At 70.9% G+C, this 18,896-nt stretch carries 14 protein-coding genes; 6 read left to right on the top strand and 8 right to left on the bottom strand.

The features are described 5' to 3' along the window. Positions 1-939, top strand: a 939-nt coding sequence (locus VIP82_RS08340) for a D-apionate lactonase family protein (protein WP_527250127.1), incomplete at its 5' end; no start/stop codon positions are given. A gap of 35 nt (positions 940-974) precedes the next feature. Here the strand turns inward: VIP82_RS08340 and VIP82_RS08335 are convergent. Genes VIP82_RS08335 through VIP82_RS08320 form a run of 4 tightly spaced genes read right to left on the bottom strand, consistent with a single transcriptional unit; the run spans position 975 to position 6,635 of the window. After that, complete coding sequence (locus tag VIP82_RS08335) at positions 975-3,149, bottom strand: beta-galactosidase (RefSeq protein ID WP_331907530.1); 2,175 nt, start codon at positions 3,147-3,149, stop codon at positions 975-977. Between the two features lie 3 nt (positions 3,150-3,152). Next, positions 3,153-4,682 carry an apiosidase-like domain-containing protein gene (locus tag VIP82_RS08330; protein ID WP_331907528.1) on the bottom strand — a complete coding sequence of 510 codons (1,530 nt, stop codon included), beginning with the start codon at positions 4,680-4,682 and terminating at the stop codon, positions 3,153-3,155. Between the two features lie 44 nt (positions 4,683-4,726). Continuing rightward, a complete protein-coding gene (locus tag VIP82_RS08325; protein ID WP_331907526.1) occupies positions 4,727-5,803 on the bottom strand; it encodes a LacI family DNA-binding transcriptional regulator in 1,077 nt (358 codons plus the stop codon). A 1-nt stretch (position 5,804) separates the two neighbouring features. Beyond that, a complete protein-coding gene (locus VIP82_RS08320; protein WP_331907524.1) occupies positions 5,805-6,635 on the bottom strand; it encodes an NAD-dependent epimerase/dehydratase family protein in 831 nt (276 codons plus the stop codon). Positions 6,636-6,781: 146 nt separating this feature from the next. On the opposite strand from VIP82_RS08320, the gene VIP82_RS08315 reads away from it, so the two are divergent. Both VIP82_RS08315 and VIP82_RS08310 read left to right on the top strand, forming a co-directional pair. Further along, a complete protein-coding gene (locus tag VIP82_RS08315; protein ID WP_331907522.1) occupies positions 6,782-9,394 on the top strand; it encodes a family 78 glycoside hydrolase catalytic domain in 2,613 nt (870 codons plus the stop codon). Positions 9,395-9,662: 268 nt separating this feature from the next. Continuing rightward, positions 9,663-10,640: a sugar-binding transcriptional regulator gene (locus tag VIP82_RS08310; protein WP_331907520.1), complete on the top strand. Its 978-nt coding sequence runs from the start codon at positions 9,663-9,665 to the stop codon at positions 10,638-10,640. 165 nt (positions 10,641-10,805) lie between these two features. On the opposite strand, the gene VIP82_RS08305 is transcribed toward VIP82_RS08310, so the two are convergent. The 4 genes from VIP82_RS08305 to VIP82_RS08290 form a co-directional block, all read right to left on the bottom strand. Continuing rightward, a complete protein-coding gene (locus VIP82_RS08305; RefSeq protein ID WP_331907518.1) occupies positions 10,806-11,468 on the bottom strand; it encodes an aspartate/glutamate racemase family protein in 663 nt (220 codons plus the stop codon). A gap of 21 nt (positions 11,469-11,489) precedes the next feature. Beyond that, positions 11,490-12,404, bottom strand: a complete 915-nt coding sequence (locus VIP82_RS08300; RefSeq protein WP_331907516.1) for a carbohydrate ABC transporter permease — start codon at positions 12,402-12,404, stop codon at positions 11,490-11,492. A 2-nt stretch (positions 12,405-12,406) separates the two neighbouring features. Next, positions 12,407-13,288 carry a carbohydrate ABC transporter permease gene (locus tag VIP82_RS08295; RefSeq protein WP_331907514.1) on the bottom strand — a complete coding sequence of 294 codons (882 nt, stop codon included), beginning with the start codon at positions 13,286-13,288 and terminating at the stop codon, positions 12,407-12,409. 65 nt (positions 13,289-13,353) lie between these two features. Then, the gene (locus VIP82_RS08290; RefSeq protein ID WP_331907512.1) at positions 13,354-14,697 is read right to left on the bottom strand and encodes an ABC transporter substrate-binding protein; all 1,344 of its coding nucleotides are present in this window, start codon (positions 14,695-14,697) and stop codon (positions 13,354-13,356) included. A 243-nt stretch (positions 14,698-14,940) separates the two neighbouring features. Between VIP82_RS08290 and VIP82_RS08285 the strand changes: the two genes are divergently transcribed. The 3 genes from VIP82_RS08285 to VIP82_RS08275 all read left to right on the top strand — a co-directional run. Beyond that, positions 14,941-16,932: a glycoside hydrolase family 127 protein gene (locus VIP82_RS08285; protein ID WP_331907510.1), complete on the top strand. Its 1,992-nt coding sequence runs from the start codon at positions 14,941-14,943 to the stop codon at positions 16,930-16,932. A 5-nt stretch (positions 16,933-16,937) separates the two neighbouring features. Next, positions 16,938-18,194, top strand: a complete 1,257-nt coding sequence (locus VIP82_RS08280) for a ribulose-bisphosphate carboxylase large subunit family protein (RefSeq protein WP_331907508.1) — start codon at positions 16,938-16,940, stop codon at positions 18,192-18,194. Next, the coding region (locus VIP82_RS08275) for a four-carbon acid sugar kinase family protein (RefSeq protein WP_331907506.1) at positions 18,187-18,896 on the top strand (710 nt) is incomplete at its 3' end. The genes VIP82_RS08280 and VIP82_RS08275, both read left to right, overlap by 8 nt.

Raw genomic sequence — 18,896 nt, 5'->3', positions numbered from 1 at the left:
GGCCGGCATCCCGCCGATCCGAGCCGCCGCTCGCCGAGCGAGCGCCCGCGAGACGAAGCCGCCCCGCGCCCGCTGGACGTCCGCTTCGTGCTCGACGAGTCCGACCCCGCGAGCATCGACGAGGCCGTGCACGCGCTCCGCGGCCTCCCGATCGCGCGCGTCACCGCGTTCCCAGCCACCGGCCCGGCGCGCCATGTCTCCGATCTCGACGCGATCGCCCGGCTGCGCCACGCGCTGGCCGAGGTGGGACTCGACATCGCCGTCGTCGGCGGAGTGCGCTCGCATCTCACCGAGCTCAACAGAGAGCACCATCGCCTCCCGCGCGGGCTCGACGGCATCGTGTTCAGCAGCACGCCGCTGTTCCACAGCCTCAGCACCGCGCAGCTGGTCGAGTCGCTGCCGATGCAGCGGATCGTCGCCACGCAGGGCGTGAGCATCGCGGCGGGCATCCCGGTTCACATCGGTCCGATCTCGCTGCGTCCGCACTTCAACGACGTGGCGACGACTCCTCCGCCGATGCCCGAGCACGACGACCTCCGCGACGGCTACGGCTCAGCGCTGCTCGACGCGGTCGATGCACGGCAGTGGGCACCGCAGCTCGCCGCGTGGACCGTCGCCAGCGCGGCCGCCCTGGCCGTGCCCGGCGTCGCCACGCTCGCCTACTTCGAGGAATGGGGGCCGCGCGGCGTCCGCACGGCCGACGGCACCGCCCTTCCCGTGCTCGCCGCGGTCTCGGCACTCGCCGCGCTGGCAGGTGCACCGGGCCTGCGCGGCGACTCCCCCGACGGTCTCGTCTGGGCGCTCGGCGCGCGCACCGCCGGCAGCGACACCGTTCTGGTCGCCAACCTCGACGTTCACCCTCGACGGATCGAGGTCGAGCTTCCCAACGATACGACCCGCACCGCCGAGGTGCCGCCGGGGTCGTTCCTACCGCTCTGACCCTCGCCGCCACCGCCCGCTCCCGGCGTCCACGTTCAACCCTTTCCACTTGATTCAGGAGGAGGGGCGCTCGATGCGATGACGGGGAGCGCCTCGCGCCAGACCCGCACATCCCAGGGCGCGAGCTCGACCTCCGTGCCCGCCCGGTGCACCGCGCCGTCGAGGACGGATGCCGCGTCCGCCACGATCCGGATCGTGCGGCCTTGCGGCGACCAGTTGTGCACCACCCATACGCGGCCCTGAGCGCCCAGCAGGGAGTGCGCGGTGACCGAGGCCGGGCGCGCCGCGAGGATGGCGGGGGCGCCCGGGTTCGCAGACATCGTGTCCGCATCGCGCCCGGAGCCGTGGGCCGCGGCATCCGTCATCACGAAGGCGAGCGTCGCGCGGTCGAGGAGCGTGCCGACGGTCGTGATGGTGCCCAGACCGACCTCGCGACGCGTGACCGCCGCCCATCGGCCGAACAGCGGATGCCGGTACCCGAGGACGACGTCGGCGCCGTCGGGCCCGAGCCCGTCGACCCAGCCGTGGGCGGTGCCGACGACCGCGCCGTCGCGCTCGACCTCGATCGGCTCGGCGAGGGCCGCGAACTCCCGGTAACCGATGCCGGCCGCCGGTCCGACGATCGCGGGCGCCCGCACGGGCCGCATGCGGCCTTCGTCGTCGCCGTACCCGGTGCGCGGGCCGATCACGAGCCGCCCGCCGAGGCGGGCGTACTCGACGAGCGTCTCGAGCGTCGGATCGGATGCCGCGATGAGCCCCGGCACGACGAGCACCGGGTATCGCCGCACGAGCTCGCCCGCGTCGGGCAGCTGCCGGTCGTTCACGAATCCCACCTGCAGCCCCGCATCGACCGCGGCGCGTCCGAACGCGCCCACGATCCGCGCGTACGAGCCGCGGTCGGCATCGGCGGCGCGCGCAAGCGGCGGCTCGAACGTCATCATCCACTCGCTGTCGTGCGCGTACACGAGGCCGACGTCGGCGTCGGGTTCGGCATCCGTCAGCCAGGGCGCCGCCGCAGCGAACTGCCGGCCGATCGCGGCGATCTCGGAGTGGATGCGCCCGGGTTCGAGGTCATGACCGAGGATGCCGCCCCAGTGCACCTCGGCGCCGGAGTGCAGCGTGTGCCAGTGCCAGTACGACACGAGCCGTGCCCCGCGCGCGACGAGCAGCCACGCCGCCTGGGCGAGCTGCCCGTCGTACGGCGGACGGGTCAGCCAGGCGGGGCCGATGGAGGCCGCACCCGTCTCGGTGACGAGGAACGGGCCCTGTCGGGAGGCGCGCATGCGGTCGGCCATGAGCACGAACTGCGGCACGTCGTCGGCGTACCACTGGCCGCCCGCGCCCTCACGCTCGAGGTCCAGCGCGTCCTGAGCCAGGTAGTACGCGTTGCCGCTGGCGATGTCGAGCCGCGCGCCGACGGCGACGTCGTCCATCGCGGGCCGCTGGTAGGCGATGCAGGTCGTGAGGAACGTGTCGTCGGCCACGAGCGGGCGGACGAGGTCGGCCTGCCAGCCGATGAAGTCCGCGGTCAGCTCGGCCTGGAACCGCCGCCAGGCGAGGTCGTAGGCGGGGGTCGTGTTGCCCGACGGCGCCCACAGCTCGTCCCACTCGGCGATGCGGTGCGACCAGTACGTCAGCCCCCACGCGCGGTTGAGCGTGTCGACATCGCCGTAGCGGTCGGCGACCCAGTCGCGGAAGCGCCCGACGACGTGGTCGTTGTGGATCAGGTGCAGGCCGGCCTCGTTGTCGAGCTGCACCCCGATGACCGCCGGATGCCGGCCATGCCGGCCGATCACGGCGCGGATGACACGCTCGGCGTAGCGGCGGAACAACTCCGACGTGTAGTCCACCTCCTGGCGGCCGCCCCACGGCACGGCGCTGCCGTCCTTGCGCACGACCGCGAGCTCGGGGTGCGCACGCTCGAGCCACGGCGGCACGGCGTACGTGGGCGTGCCGAGGATCACGTCGATCCCGTGCGCGTGCGCCGCGTCGAGCACGGGCGTCAGCCACTCGAGATCGAACTCGCCGTCGCGCGGTTCCCAGGTGGACCAGACCGATTCGCCGACGCGGATGCAGGTGATGCCGGCATCCGTCATCAGTCGAAGGTCGCTCTCGAGCCGCGACGGGTCGGGCAGGTACTCGTTGTAGTACGCCGTTCCCAGGCGCGGTCCGCTGCGCCAGGCTTTCAGGCGATCGGATGCCGCGACCACGGGTCAGCCCGCCACGCGCGTGATGCGCAGCGCCAGTGCCTCGCCCGCGGGCAGCTCGATCGGCGCGGACGCCTGATCGTAGGCATCGTTGCGCCGCACATCGTCGAGCGTGAAGCGCCGGCCGACAGGCGTGATCGTCATGTTCCAGGTGTCGATGACGTCGACCTCGAATGTGTCGCCCGGCTCGGGCCGCTCGCCCGGGAACCCGATCGGCAGCCGGAACTCCCAGGTCGCCGGCGCCGACCGGCCGAGGTACTGCACGTACAGACGGCGCGGGATGCCGGCCACGTGCGCCGGGTCGTCCCACTTGTCGATGGGATCCAGCCCCGCGCCCTCGACCTCTTCGAGGACGCGGCGGAGGAACGCCAGCCGCGCGGGCGAAGCGCCCCGGAGTGGCCCGCCCTCGACCATGTGGAGGCTCCCTGACGCGGTCACGAAGCTCTCGCCGTGCGAGGCGTAGCACCCGGCCACCGTGGTGACCCAGAACTGGTGCACCAGCTCCTCGGCGCTGAGGTGACCCCACCGGTCGGGGATGTCTCCCTCGTACTTGATCTCGTCGAGGACGACCGGCTTGCCGTACACGTCGCGGTACAGGTTGGCGCGGCCGAAGTCCGTCGTGGCCGAGCCGTTCTGGAGGGATGCGTGGGTCACCCACGGCTTGTTGTTGTCGTACAGCTCGATCCAGTTGTGGATGGAACGCAGATGGTCGAAGGGGTCGATCTCGGCCAGCAGCGCGCCGGTGCGGTCCCAGCGCTCGGCCGGGCGCTCGAGCTGATCGAACTCGTTGCAGAGCGACCACCACACGTGCGGGTACGCGGCCAGTCGCGCCACGAGATAGCGGAGGTAGACGGCATCCTCCTCCTCGGTGAGCTCGTTCAGACCGAACTGGCCGCGGTCGTAGGCGTTGTAGATGAGCACGTCGGCCTGGATGCCGCGCTCACCGAGCACATCGACAGCACGGTCGAGGCGCTGGAAGAACTCGGGCACCGGCTTGGTCACGTCCCAGCGGCCGCCGGTCCTCTCGAACGGCATGAGGGTGGGGACGTGCTCGATGTAGCCGCCGCCCTGCGGGAAGACCATGAACCGGAACTTGTTGAACCCGGCCTCGGCGATCGCATCCACGGTCGACGAGAACAGCGGCTCTTCCTGGTGCAGCCAGTTGTAGGCGGTCGCTCCGACCGGGCGGAACGGCGTGCCGTCGGCGTGGGCGAAGTGGAAGCGGTGCGCCACGCGGACCGGTCCGTGCTCGGCGCCGCGCACCACGTCGAGCGTGCCCGTCCGGCCGGCGAGGGCGGCATCCTCGCTCTCGGTCGTCCACGACCACTCCCCCTCGAGGTCCGGCGCGAAGCGCACGCGGTAGGTGGTGCCGCCGTCCCAGAAACCGGGCACGACACGTTCAGCATCCGACGCCTCGTGCCGGGCTCGCAGCGTGAGCGGTGTGCGGTCGGCGGGGATGAGGTCGGCCCCCTCGAAGGTCAGCTCGATCGGCCGGTAGAGCTCGGAGGACTGGGGAGCGCGAAGCTCAGAGGACACGGGGATTCTCCTTCGATGTCGTATCCGTGGGCGGTGGTGCGAAGTCAGGGAGTGAGCCGGCGAGAGCTCTCGCGCACGATCAGCTCGGGGGCGAAGACGCGCTGGGCGGCGGTCGCCCCGCGGTGCGCCGGGGCCGTGTCGGGGGATGCGCCGGTCTCGCGCTCGATCGCCTCGAAGAGGAGGTCGACGGCTGCGGCGCCGAAGTCTCCGTGACGGGCGCGGACGCTCGTGAGCGGAATGAGGGACGCCTCGGCGAACTCGTTGTCGTCGTAGCCGACGAGGGCCACCTCGCCGGGCACCGAGACGCCGCCGGCGACCAGCGCCTGCAGCACGCCGAGGGCCAGCACGTCGTTGGCGGCGAAGACGCCGTCGGGGCGGTCGGCAGCAGGACGGGCGGCCAGGGCCGCTCCCACGGCACGGCCGGCCGCGATCGAGCGGTCCGCGACCTCGAGGACCTCGGGGCCGCCGACGTCCGGATGTGCGTCCGTGGCCTGCCGCGCGCCGTCGAGCCGGTCGGTCACCTGCTGCACCGGCAGCGGGCCGCCGACGAACGCCAGGCGGCGGCATCCGTTCTCGATGAGGTGCTCGGCTGCCTGGCGCCCGCCCGAGACGTCGTCGATCGACACGGAGGGCTGACGTTCGTCGTAGGCGCGGCGGCCGACGAGCACCGACGGCGTGCCGCGGTCGCGCATCGCTTTCAGCCGGCTCTCGATCGGCTCGAACGACGACACGAGCAGACCGCGGACCTGCCGCTGCTCGAACGCCTCGAGGTATGCGTCCTCGCGCTCGCGGTCGCCGTGGGAGTGCGCGAAGAAGACGGTCATGCCGAGCCGCTCGGCACGGTACTCGACCTCCTGCGCGATCTCGCTGAAGTGCGGGTTGCTGACGTCGGGTGAGAGGTAGCCGATCAGACTGCTCACCCCGAGCCGCAGCTGTCGGCCCGCGCTGCTGGGGACGAACCCCAGCTCGTCGATCGCCTCGGCGATGCGCCGCGCCCGCTCGGCGGAGACGCGATCGGGATGGTTGAGGTACGCCGAGACCGTGCCGACGGCCACGCCGGCACGAGCAGCGACCTGCCGGATGCCCGGCCGGGCGCCCTGCCCCACCCCCTGCCGCGACATGTCAGCGCCAGTCGTGCTCGGCGGCGAAGCCGAGTCGCTCGCGGATCTTGCGGGTCGACATGAGCGACTCGAACTCGCCCAGGTCGTCGGCGATCGCGGTGCCCGGGAACCAGCGCGCCGCGACCTCGCGCGAAGGCTGCGCGTTGCCCGATTCGGGAGCGGCCACGTTGTACACCTCGAAGCCCGGCTGCGCCGCCGCGAGCGCCAGCGCCACCGCCAGCGCGCCGTCGCGGGCGTCGATCCACGAGCCGACGAGGTCGCGGCGGTAGTCCGGCTCGGCGGCGCGGTCGAACGTCGCGTACTCGTCGGCGCCGACGACGTTGGTGAAGCGCAGCGCGGTGATCGAGGTGTCGGGGCCCCACCTGACGAGCTGCGCGGCGATCGCCTCCTCGGCGACCTTGCCGAGCCCGTACGTGTTGTTCGCGCTGGTGTAGGCCTCGTCGACGGGGAGCGACGGCGGTGCCTCCTCGAACGGGAAGCCCATCGCGGTGATGCTCGATGCGAGCACGATCGTGCGGATGCCCGCGCGATGCGCCGCGAACAGCGCGTTGAACGAGACGGTGACGTTGTTGTGGAAGGTGGCGGCGTCGGGCACCAGCCCGTTCACCGGGATCGCCGCGAGGTGCACGAGGGCGTCGAGCCCGTCATGACGCGCGGTCACGGAGAGGAACGCGTCGAGCGTCTGCCCGAAGTCGGTGAGGTCGACGCGCGTGAAGCCCGGCCCCGGCGTTCCGGCGAGATCGAACCCGATCACGTCGTGGCCGTCGGCGCGCAGCCGCTCGACCGTGGCACGCCCGAGCTTGCCTCCGCTGCCGGTGACGCCGATCCGCATCTCGTACCCCTCCGTGCCGTGATCCGTGGTTCGACTTGAAACGTTTCGAACTGAGTGACACACTCACTGTACACATCAAACCGAAACGTTTCAGTTTCCGCTCGCTGTCGACCTTCGACAGGCGGGCGCACGGAGAGAGGCCACGGATGTCCGTCACCGTCGACGCACCCCGCATCGAACACCACCGCGAACCCCTCGGGATCGGCGAGCGGATGCCGCGCCTCTCGTGGCGCGTCTCCTCCGCACCGTCCGGCTGGCGTCAGACCGCGTATTCGGTCGAGCTCGGCCGCGACGGCGACGTCACCACCTACGTGATCGACTCGCCGGAGCAGGTGCTCGTGGACTGGCCGGCCGACCCGCTGCGCTCGCGCGAGATCGCCACGGTGCGCATCGCCGTCAGGGGCGAGGATGGCGCGTGGTCCGCGGCATCCGCCCCCACCGTCCTGGAAGCCGGCCTGCTCGAGCCCGGCGATTGGGTCGCGCGCCCGGTGGGCGCCTTCCGCAACGAGAACCCGCACTCCGACGAGCGCCGGCCCTCGCTCGTGCGCCGGGCGTTCGAGGTGCGCGACGACATCGTGCGCGCCCGCCTCTACGCGACCGCGCACGGCGTCTACGAGGCCGAGCTCAACGGCGAGCGCGTCGGCGACGACACGCTCTCGCCCGGCTGGACGGTGTACGGCAGCCGGCTGCGGTACTACGCGTACGACGTCACCGGCCTCCTGCGCCCTGGTGCGAACGCGCTCGGCGCCTGGCTCGGCGACGGCTGGTACCGGGGGCGGCTCGGCTGGCGGGGCGGCTTCCGCAACGTCTACGGGTATGACCAGTCCTTTCTCGGCCAGCTCGAGCTGACCTACGCCGACGGCACTCGCGAGGTCGTGGCGACCGACGCGTCCTGGCGCTCTGCGCCCAGCCCCATCCTGCACAGCGGCCTCTACGACGGCGAGGACTACGACGCACGCGAGGAGCAGCCCGGCTGGTCGACGGCGGACTTCGACGATTCCGGCTGGGACGGGGTGCAGGAGCGCCACCGAGACCCCGCCACCCTCGTCGCCCCGACGGCACCGCCGGTTCGCGCGACCCAGGAGCTGCGGCCGATCGACGTGCTCACCGGCCCCAGCGGCTCACGCATCCTCGACTTCGGGCAGAACCTCGTCGGCCGCGTGCGCATCCGGGTCTCGGGCGACGCCGGCACCACGGTGACGCTGCGCACAGCCGAGGTGATGCAGGACGGCGAGATCTACACCCGGCCGCTCCGCGCGGCGCGCTCGACCGACAACTACACGCTCGCCGGCCGGGACGCCGAGGAGTGGGAGCCGCGGTTCACGTTCCACGGCTTCCGCTACGTCGAGGTGACGGGGTGGCCCAGCGACCTCGACGCCGACGCGGCGGCCGGCGCACTGGTGGCCCGGGTGTACCACACCGACCTCGAGCGCACCGGCTGGTTCGAGTCGTCCGACCCCGCCCTCAACCGCCTGCACGAGAACGTCGTGTGGGGCATGCGCGGCAACTTCGTCGACATCCCCACCGACTGCCCGCAGCGCGACGAGCGCATCGGGTGGACAGGCGACATCCAGGTCTTCGGCCCGACCGCCTCGACGCTGTTCGACGTGTCGGGCATGCTCTCAGGCTGGCTCCGCGACGTCGCGATCGAGCAGCTCCCCGACGGCACGGTGCCCTGGTACGTGCCGGTGATCCCCGCGGTCGACAAGTGGACGCCCATGCGCCCCGGCGCCGCGTGGGGCGACGTCGCCACCCTGCTGCCGTGGACGCTGTACGAGCGCTTCGGCGACACGGGGGTGCTGCGTGCGCAGTTCGACAGCGCCCGCCGCTGGGTCGATCTGCTCGAGCGGCTCTCCGGCCCGACGCGACTGTGGGACACCGGCTTCCAGCTGGGCGACTGGCTCGACCCGGCCGCGCCGCCGGACGACCCGGCCGACGCGCTCACCGACCGCTACCTCGTCGCGACGGCCTACTTCGCCAAGTCCGCGCGCACCGTCGCGCGCATGGCGGGGGTGCTGGGGCTCGGCGACGAGCGGGCGCACTACGACGCGCTCGCCGACGAGGTCGTGACCGCCTTCGAGGGCGCCTACGTGAACGACGACGGCACCATGACCAGCGACGCGCAGACCGCGTACGCCCTCGGGCTGCGGTTCGAGCTCATCACCGATCCACGGAAGCGGGATGCCGCCGCCGCACGTCTCGCCCAGCTCGTGCACGAGGCGGGCAACCGCATCGCGACCGGCTTCGTGGGGACGCCGCTGGTCTCGGACGCCCTGAGCGCGAGCGGACAGGTCCCGACCGCCTACGACCTCATCCTCGAACGCGAGTGCCCGTCGTGGCTCTACCAGGTGGAGCAGGGGGCGACCACGGTCTGGGAGCGATGGGACTCGCTGCTGCCCGACGGCACCGTCAATCCCGGCCAGATGACCTCGTTCAACCACTACGCGCTGGGCGCCGTCGCCGACTGGATGCACCGCGTCATCGGCGGCCTCGCCCCCGACGCCCCCGGCTACCGGCGCATCCGGTTCGCCCCGCGCCCCGGCGGCGGGCTGGCCTCCGCCTCGGCCCGCCAGCTCACCGCCTACGGCGAGGCGGCGATCTCGTGGCGCATCGCGGAGGGGCAGCTCCATGTCGAGGTCACGGTGCCCGTCGGCGCCGAGGCCGTCCTCGACCTCGAGGGCTCTCCGGAGGAGACGCTGAGCCCCGGCACCCACACCCGTGTCGTCCACGTGCCGGTGGAGGTCGGCGCGCCCGTCTGATCCCGACCGCGACGGGCACGTCTCAGCTCTGACGCTTCGGGGCATTGCGGATGCCGCGTGCCGCGGCATCCGCGGTCCCCGCGTTCGCGCGCGAGAAGGCGGGGCGGCGACCCCGCCAGGCGGGGGTGGATGCCGGCATTCGACTCGTTTTTCGCACTGAGCAGGCTTTAGGCAGCAGAACTCGGGCTGGCTTCACGGGCTCAGAGTGAATATCCTTTCGTTAGCGAATCCGAATACACACCTCGGATCGCCACGATCGGAGACCGCCGTGCCCCTGACGCCCTACACCCGGCCCGCAGACGGGCAGGTGCGCCTGCTCACCAAGGTCGCGCGCATGTACCACGAGCGCGGCGTTCGCCAGGCCGACATCGCGGCCGCGCTCAATATCTCACAGGCGAAGGTCTCGCGTCTGCTCAAGCGCGCGGAATCCGTCGGCATCGTGCGAACGATCGTCACGGTCGCGCCGGGCGTCTACGCCGAGCTGGAAGAGCAGCTCGAGGAGAAGTACGGGCTCGCCGAGGCCGTCGTGGTCGATGTCGACCACGACGCCGATGAGGGCGAGCTGCTCGCGTCGCTCGGGGCCGGAGCGGCCGCCTACCTGGAGGCGACACTTTCGGGGAGCGACCGCATCGGCGTCTCGTCGTGGAGCCAGACGATCCTTGCGATGGTCGACCGCATGCGGCCCTTCACCGTGCGCGGGGCCACAGAGGTGGTGCAGCTGCTCGGCGGCGTCGGCGCCCCCGAGGCGCAGAGCCACTCCAACCGCATCCTCGGCGAGCTGGCCCGCACGCTCGGCGCCGAGCCGGTCTACGTGCAGGCGCCGGGCGTCGTCGGCGACCCGGCGATCCGCGACAGCCTGCTGCAGGATCCGTCGATGCAGGAGGTCGCGCGCCACTGGAACGACCTCACGATGGCGATCATGGGCATCGGCAGCATCGAGCCCTCCGACGTGCTGGCTACCAGCGGCAACGCGTTCGCCGCCGAGGAGCGCCGCGACCTGCTCGACCAGGGCGCCGTCGGCGACATCTGCCACCGCATCTTCCGCGCCGACGGCTCGCTCGTGCGCGGTGCGGTCGACGACCGCATCATCGCGATCACCGTCGACAACCTGCGCCGCATCCCGCGGCGCGTCGGCATCGCCGGCGGAGACCGCAAGCTCGAGGCGATCCACGGCGCCCTCGCCGGCGACTGGGTAACGACGCTCGTGACCGACCTGCGCTCGGCCGAGGCCCTCGCCGCGCGCTGACGGCGGGACCGGGCTTCCCCGTCGGTCATGGCGTTTCGTCTTCGGGCGCCAGAGCGCCCTTCGCTCAGCGATCGACGCTCTCCGCCTCATCCCGGTCGTTGAGCGAGCGAGGAACGAGCGAGACGAAACGCGCAGAACCCGGCTGCGACGTCGGACTGTTCGGCCTCAGCGGGTGGCGAGAGACTCCGCGAGGCGCTCGACGCCCAGCCGCGGGCTGGTGAGCACCGGAACGTCGACCGAGACCGCGTCGGCGGCGGTCGCCATGGACGCCTGGGCGAGCACGACGACGTCGGCCTCGGCCGCGCCTCGCTCGATGGCGGCCGCGACGAGCCGGTCGTGGGTGGCCCGATCGCCGCTCGCGACGGCGGCGAACGCACCCTCGATGACCTCGCTCGAGAACTCCGGGTCCACGCCCGCGAGGGCGGCACGCTCCTGCAGCAGTCCCAGCGTCGGCCGGCAGGTGGTCGGCAGCGTGGCGAGCACGCGGATGCGGCGTCCGGCCCGCACCGCGGCATCCGCCATCGCCTCGTCGACGCGCAGCACCGGCACTCCGGCCGCAGCGGCGGCGGGGGCGGCGAGCTCCGAGATCGACGAGCACGTGAACATGACGGCATCCGCTCCCCCGGCCGCGGCGGCGCGAACGAGGTCCTCGACGCGGGCGGGCACCGAGCCCGCCCGCTCCTCGTCGCCGAGGTCGGCGACGATGCGGTCGTCGAGGTAGTTCACGATCGTCGCGTCCGGCAGGAACTCGGTGGCCAGCGCCCCGAACGGAGCGATGTTCACGGCTCCGGTGTGCAGGAACGCGATGCGGGGGGCGGACGAGGTCATGCGAACAAGCCTTCCAGCTTCTCAGCCCTTGAGGGCGCCGCCGGCCATGCCGGCCATGATCTTCTTGTTGAGCGTCAGGAACAGGATCAGCAGCACGACGATGTTGATACTGACGGCCGCGAAGAGCGGTCCGTACTGCGTCGAGCCGTACTCGTCGCTCAGGCTCAGCAGGCCCACCTGGATGGTCGCGAGGTCGGGCCGCGTGGTGAAGGTCAGCGCGATGAGCAGGTCGTTCCACACGCTGAAGAACTGCACCAGCGCGATCGTGATGATCGAGTTCTTCATCATCGGGACGCCGATCACGAAGAACGAGCGCAGCGGACCGGAGCCGTCGACGGTCGCCGCCTCGAAGATCTCGCGCGGCACCGACCGGAAGTAGGTGGCCATCAGGAACGTCGTCAGGGGCAGGCCCATGACGGTGTACGTGATGATGAGCGGCCACAGCGTGTCGGTGATGCCGATGCGGAAGTAGGTGATGAACAGCGGCACGAGGATCATCTGGCCGGGCACCATGATGCCGGCGAGGATGTACAGCAGGACCCCGTTGCGGCCCTTCCAGATCATCACCTCGAGGGCGTAGCCGGCGGCGACGCCGATGAAGACGATGAACAGCACCGACGGGATCGTCACCATCACGCTGTTGAGCCAGTTGCGGGCCACGTTGCCGTTCGTCAGCGCGGTGACGTAGTTGTCGAAGTTCCACGTCTCGGGCAGCGACAGGGCGGGGTTGGAGAGGAACTCCGACTGCGTCTTGAACGAGCCCAGCACCATCCAGACCTGCGGATAGAGCACCACGACCATCAGGACCGCGACGAGGATCCACACCGGCAGGCGGCGGAGGGCCTTCACGAGTCCGCGCCGTGCGCGGCTCGGACCGGGCTTGCGAACCGTGGGGGTGGCGACCGTGTACGCGGTCTCAGTCTGGGTCAGAGTCATTTTCAGACCTCCGCCTTGCGGCGCGACGATCGGAAGATCGCGAGAGTGAACACGAGGCAGAGCGCGGTGAGGATCACCGCGATGGTGGAGCCGTAGCCGTACTCGGCGTACTCGAACGCCGTGCGGTACATGTACAGCGTCATCGGCGCGGTCGAGGTGCCGGGCCCGCCGCCGTTGAGGGCGAGCAGGCTGTCGAAGACCTTGAGGGTGGCGTTGAGGCTGAAGATGATCGACGACAGCAGGATCGGCAGCGACAGCGGCACCACGATGTGCCGGACCAGCTTGAAACCGTTGGCTCCGTCGAGTCGGGCCGATTCGATGACCTCTTCGGGGATGTCGAGCAGGCCGGCGTAGAGAAGGACGGCGTAGAAGCCCATCGAGCTCCACAGCGTCATCGCGATGGCCGTGGTCATCGTGCCGACGGTCGACGCCAGCACCTCGACGCTCTCTCCGCCGAAGAAGTTGATGATGTCGTTGATCGGGCCCTGGTTGTCGCCGACGGCCACGAAGCTGCGGAACAGCATCGCCACCGCCACGGTCGGCAGCACGGTCGGGAAGAACACCAGCGTCCGCACCAGCGTCGAGCCCTTGCGAAGGACGAAGACGTAGAGGAGGGCCAGCGCGTACCCCAGGGCGACCTGGAGGACGGTGGCCACGATCGCGAAGAAGACGCTCACCCACATCGACTGGAGAGCGGCCGGGTCGGTGAAGAAGGTGGTGAAGTTCTGCAACCCCACCCACTCGAAACCGCGGAGGGAGTTGCCCTCGAAGAACGAGAGGCCGAGGGACCAGCCCACCGGCACCACCTTGAGCAGGGTGTACAGCACGAGGGCCGGTGCCAGCAGGATGAAGATCGTCTTCCGATCTCCGAAGATCGAGTTCATCTGCGAACTGCTTTCTGTCGTGAACCGGCTCCCCGAGCGACCGCCCGGGGAGCCGGTGCGGGGTCTCAGCCGTTGGCGTCGATGCTCGCCTGCAGCTGGGCCATGTAGTCCTCGGCGGTCATCTGCCCGGTGGTGAGCAGTGTCACGTTGGTCGATGCCAGCGAGTTGCTCTTCGAGTCCATCAGGGCCTCGAACCACAGTACGGTCTCGTCGATGCCCGCGATCCGCTCCTGGATCTCGGCGGTGTTCTCCGAGATGTCGGTGACGTCGCCGTTGACCTTGAAGCCCGAGATGACGCCGGCATCCTGCAGCGCCTGCTGGCCGTAGTTCTCGGCGATGCAGCTCACCCAGTCGACGACCTTCGGGCCGAACTGCTCGGCGTTGATGATCATGGGAGCACCCGCGTTCGCCGCGTACTGGTCGATCGAGCCCTTGCCGCCGTCGACCTCGGGGAACGGCATGAAGCCGACGTTCTCGCCGCCGATCTCGTTGCGCTCGGGGTCGTTGATCGCGCTCAGCAGCCACGATCCGTCGTATGTCATCGCGGCCTGGCCGGTGAGGAACATGTTCGACGAGGTGTCGCCGTCGCGGGTCGAGAAGCCCTCGCCGAAGTAGCCGGCCTCGGCGAAGTCGGCGAGCGCCTGCGCGCCGGCGACGTACTCGGGGTCGGTGAGCTTCGCGTCTCCGTCGCGGACGGCGGCCATCGCGTCGGGTCCGACGTTGCGGAAGATGTACATGCCCATGATGCGGGTGAGCGGCCAGCCGTTGGCGCCCGCCTCGGTCATCGGGACGACACCGGCGTCGGCGAGCGTGTCGGCGGCGTCGACGAGGTCGTCCCAGGTCTGGGGCTCTTCGATGCCGTTGTCGGCGAGGATCTCCTTGTTGTAGAAGATGCCCTCGATGTTGTACTGGTACGGCATCGAGAACATGCCCCCGTAGACCTGCTCGACGGTGGAGGCCGCGGCCGGCAGCACGTTGTCCCACGTGCCCGCGTCTTCGAGGGCGGCCTTCAGGTCACCGACGAGGCCGGCCGCGTTGAGGTCGCCGTCGGGACGGATGAGCGCCGTGCCCGCGATCGTGTGGGTCGGCAGCGCGCCCTGGCTGGCCAGCAGCGTGACCTTCTGGACGGTGTCGGCCTGCGCCACCTTCTGGTGCTCCAGTGGGAGCGCCTCGTTCTCGGCCTCGCAGGCGCCCTCGGACAGCGCGGTGAGCTGCTCCTCGAGCACGGGGTTCTCGTTCGCCGTCATCACGGTGAACGTCTCGGGGTCGGTGCCCCCGGCGCCGGAGCCTCCCTCCGAGGATCCGGTGTCGGTGTCGGCGCTTCCGCCGGCGCAGGCTGCCAGCGGCAGCACCGCGGCGAGTGCGATCCCCAGCGCCGCGATGCGGCGACGGTTGCTGCGTGTGTTCATAGCGTCCTCCTTGACGACGACCATGCGGGTGAAAGGTACGAGCACGACAGTAGGCACGATTTCGACGTGTGTCAACAGTCAGTACTGAAATTCTATTCACTTTGACACGATTCAAGGGTTAGACTGCATTTCCATGCAGTGTTGCGAGAACTTTCAACCCTGCCTATTCTGACCCGCACCGAACCTGGCTTGCCGCGATGCCGCAGCGAGCACGAGACTGAACGCCACTCGGAAGGAACAGCCATGACCGCCACGACCGCGACCCGGGCTCACGCCCGGCTGCGACCCCTCGGCGCCGACAGTGCGCGCTGGGCGAGCGGCTTCTGGGGAGACATCCACGATCGCACGCGCGACGTGACGATCCCTCAGATCTGGTCTTCGCTGAGCGACCCGGCCATCAGCGCCGGTCTCACCAACTTCCGCATCGCCGCCGGCCTCGAGAGCGGCGAGCACGCCGGCCCGCCGTTCATGGACGGCGACTTCTACAAGTGGCTCGAGGCCGCCATCGCCCGCCTCGAGACCGACCCCGACCCTGAGCTCGCGGCCCGTATCGAGCAGATCGCGCAGCTGATCGCCTCGGTGCAGCGCGACGACGGGTACCTGCACACGCCGACGATCATCTCGAGCCGCAACCATGAGGACGCGATCGCGCTCGCCGACCGCTTCAACTTCGAGACCTACAACCTCGGGCACCTCATCACGGCCGGCGTGCGCCACTACGAGGTGACGGGGTCTACCACCCTGCTGGATGCCGCGCGCAAGGCCGCCGGCTTCCTCGAGGACCTCGCGACGAACAAGCCGCTCCAACTCGCCCGCAGCGCCATCTGCCCGTCGCATTACATGGCCGTCATCGACCTCTACCGCGCGACCGGCGACGAGCAGTACCTGCGTCTGTCGGAGGCGTTCATCCGGGTGCGCGACGACTTCGAGGGCGGCGACGACAACCAGGACCGCCTCCCGGTGCGCGAGCAGACCGTCGTCGCGGGCCACGCCGTGCGCGCCAACTACCTGTACGCCGGCCTCGCCGACCTCATCGCCGAGAACGGCGACCAGGAACTGGAGACGGTGCTCGAGCGACTGTGGCACGACGTCGTCGACACCAAGCTCTACATCACGGGCGGCGCCGGGGCCCTGTACGACGGAGCATCGCCCGACGGCTCACCCTGGCAGGACCAGATCAGCCGCGTGCATCAGGCCTACGGCCGCTCGTACCAGCTGCCGCACACCACGGCGCACAACGAGTCGTGCGCGAACATCGGCCTCATCCTGTGGAGCGAGCGGATGCTGTCGCTCACGGCCGACGCCAAGTACGCCGACGTCATCGAGCAGGTGGCCTTCAACAGCCTGCTCTCGAGCATCAGCCTCGCCGGCTCGGAGTACTTCTACACGAACCCGCTGCGCCAGGTGCGCGACCTTCCCTTCCCGCTCCGCCGCCCGGGCGATACGGCCCTCCACCCGACACCGCCGCCTCCGCCGTCCGGCGAGCGGCTGCGCGAGCCGTACCTCAGCTGCTTCTGCTGCCCGCCGAACATCGCGCGCACTCTGGCCCGCTTCCACGAGCGCGCGGCATCCGTCGGCGAGGAGGGCCTGTACGTCCACCTGTACGGCGGCAGCGCGCTCGACGTCACGACCGAGGACGGTGGCCGGCTCGCCCTGCGCGAGGACAGCGACTACCCGTGGAGCGAGAGGATCGCCTTCACCGTCACGGATGCCGCGGGCCGCGGCATCCCGCTGCATCTGCGCATCCCCGGCTGGTCGTCGGGCGGGACGCTGACCGTCAACGGCGAGCAGGTGGCGGTGAGCGAGCCCGGCACCTACGCCCGCATCGAGCGCGAATGGCAGCCGGGCGACCTCGTCGAGCTGACGCTGCCGATGCCCGTCCGGGTGCTCCGCGCCCACCGACTCGCCGAGGAGGCCACCAACCAGGTCGCGGTGCGCCGCGGACCCGTCGTCTACTGCGTCGAGAGCGCCGATCTGCCCGACGGTGTCGTGCTCGAGCAGGTCGCGCTCCGCCGAGGCGCGAGCTTCACGCCTGCCGAGACGGAGATCGCCGGCCACCGCGTCGTCGCCCTCGACACCGAGGCGGTCGTGCTGCCCGGCACGGCAGACACCGCGCTCTACGACGACGTCGCCGACATCGATCTCGCCACCGCGCCCGTGCGGCTCGTCCCCTACTTCGCGTGGGGCAACCGCGGCGCCGGCGAGATGTCGGTCTGGCTCCCCCTGGTCTGGTGACTCGCATGCCTGTTCAGCACGTCACCGCGACCTACGTCATCGAGACCTCGCTGCCGCTGCAGCACGCCGCCGAGGTGCTCGCCGGCGAACAGTCCACCGGCACCTTCGTCCGCGTGGAGCGCGAGTCCGACGACCTGCGTGCGCGGTTCGCCGCGCAGGTCGAGTCCATCGACGAGCTCCCCCTCACGGGCGCGTCACCGCTGCCCGGATCCGTCGGCGATCCCGCGCTCCGCCGTCGCGCCCGGCTGCGGCTGCGGTTCCCGCTCGACAACTTCGGCCCCTCGCTCCCGAACCTCCTGGCGGCGGTCGCGGGCAACCTGTTCGAGATCAAGGAGCTGTCGGCCATCCGCCTCGTCGACCTCGAGCTGCCGCCGGCTTTCGCCGAACGCTATCCCGGTCCGGCGTTCGGCGTCGAGGGCACGCGGCGGCTGATGGGACGGCCGGAGGGCGCGATGATCGGCACGATCGTCAAGCCCAGCATCGGCCTCTCGCCGGTCGAGCTCGCCGAGGTGGTGTCGGAGCTCGCCGAGGCCGGCATCGACTTCATCAAGGACGACGAGCTGCAGGGCAACGGGCCGTCGGCGCCCCTCGCGGAGCGCGTCCGCGCCGTGATGCCCGTGCTCGAGCGCTACGCCGACCGCACCGGCCGCAAGCCCATGTACGCATTCAACATCACCGACGACATCGGGCGCCTCGAGGCGAATCACGACCTCGTCGTCGGCGCGGGCGGCACGTGCGTGATGGCGTGCGTGAACCTGATCGGCCTGCCCGGCCTGGAGTTCCTCCGGCGCCACAGCGACGTGCCGATCCACGGGCATCGCGCCATGTTCGGCTCGTTCGGGCGCTCCGAACAGGTGGGGATAGGGTTCCGTGCGTGGCAGAAGCTCGCGCGCCTCGCCGGCGCCGACCACCTGCACACGAACGGGATCAGCAACAAGTTCTACGAGACGGACGACCAGGTGCTCGACTCCATCGCGGCGGTGCGCGAGCCGCTCCTCGGCCTGACGCCCACGCTTCCGGTGCTGTCGTCGGGACAATGGGGCGGCCTCGCCCACGCCACCTACGCCGCGGTCGGCACCATCGACCTGCTCGTGCTCGCCGGTGGCGGCATCCACGGTCACCCGGACGGTGCGGCCGCCGGGGTGGCGAGCATGCGCGAGGCGTGGGCATCGGCCGCGCGCGGCGAGAGCGCGGACCACGCCTTCGAGAACTCCCCCGCGCTGCGCCGGGCGGCGGAGCTGTTCGGCCCCGTCCGTGCCTAGGGCTCGCGTCGCCTTCTACGGCGACGACTTCACCGGCAGCGTCGACGCGTTGCTGCAGTTCGCGCGGCGCGGCTGGACCGGGCGCCTGTTCACGGGGCTGCCGGATGCCGCGACCCTGCGTCGAGCGGCGGACGAGGTCGACGTGATCGGCGTGGCGGGCATCTCGCGGTCCCTCGCGCCGGCGGAGATGGACGACGAGCTCCGACCTGTCTTCGCCGCCTTCGCGGACCTCGAGCCCCAGCTCGTGCAGTACAAGGCCTGCTCGACCGCGGACTCCGCGCCCCACGTCGGCAGCCTGGGCCGGGTCGTCGAGCTCGCTCGCGAGGTCTTCGGCGACGGCGCGGTGCCGATGCTCTTCGCCCAGCCGGACTTCGGCCGCTACACGCTCTTCGGCCAGCACTTCGCCGCCGAGCGCGGCATCGTGTACCGGCTCGACCGGCAGCCGACGATGTCGCAGCACCCCTCGACGCCGATGACCGAGGCCGATCTCGCCGTGCACGTCGGCCGCCAGACGACGCTTCCGATCGGCTCGGTGCCGCTCGTCGAGTTCGACGACCTCGCGGCGCGGCTTCAGAACGCGACCGAAGCCGGCCTCGTGCTCGACGCCCTCACCGACCAGCACCTCGTCACGATCGGCGAGGCGCTCGGCGCACTGCCCGCGCCGGTGTTCGCGATCGGCTCGGGCGGGCTGTCCCATGGCGT

Source organism: Microbacterium sp. (assembly GCF_036566905.1).
In the GTDB taxonomy this organism is placed as follows: domain Bacteria; phylum Actinomycetota; class Actinomycetes; order Actinomycetales; family Microbacteriaceae; genus Microbacterium.
This window is presented reverse-complemented; position numbering and strand designations above follow the sequence as displayed.

What these genes read in the sequence shown, in the direction of transcription:
- VIP82_RS08285 (WP_331907510.1), top strand. Translation starts at nt 14,941, where the DNA reads ATGACCGCCACGACCGCGACCCGGGCTCACGCCCGGCTGCGACCCCTC.
- VIP82_RS08300 (WP_331907516.1), bottom strand. Translation starts at nt 12,404, where the DNA reads ATGACTCTGACCCAGACTGAGACCGCGTACACGGTCGCCACCCCCACG.
- VIP82_RS08325 (WP_331907526.1), bottom strand. Translation starts at nt 5,803, where the DNA reads ATGTCGCGGCAGGGGGTGGGGCAGGGCGCCCGGCCGGGCATCCGGCAG.
- VIP82_RS08315 (WP_331907522.1), top strand. Translation starts at nt 6,782, where the DNA reads ATGTCCGTCACCGTCGACGCACCCCGCATCGAACACCACCGCGAACCC.
- VIP82_RS08295 (WP_331907514.1), bottom strand. Translation starts at nt 13,288, where the DNA reads ATGAACTCGATCTTCGGAGATCGGAAGACGATCTTCATCCTGCTGGCA.
- VIP82_RS08305 (WP_331907518.1), bottom strand. Translation starts at nt 11,468, where the DNA reads ATGACCTCGTCCGCCCCCCGCATCGCGTTCCTGCACACCGGAGCCGTG.
- VIP82_RS08290 (WP_331907512.1), bottom strand. Translation starts at nt 14,697, where the DNA reads ATGAACACACGCAGCAACCGTCGCCGCATCGCGGCGCTGGGGATCGCA.
- VIP82_RS08320 (WP_331907524.1), bottom strand. Translation starts at nt 6,635, where the DNA reads ATGCGGATCGGCGTCACCGGCAGCGGAGGCAAGCTCGGGCGTGCCACG.
- VIP82_RS08280 (WP_331907508.1), top strand. Translation starts at nt 16,938, where the DNA reads ATGCCTGTTCAGCACGTCACCGCGACCTACGTCATCGAGACCTCGCTG.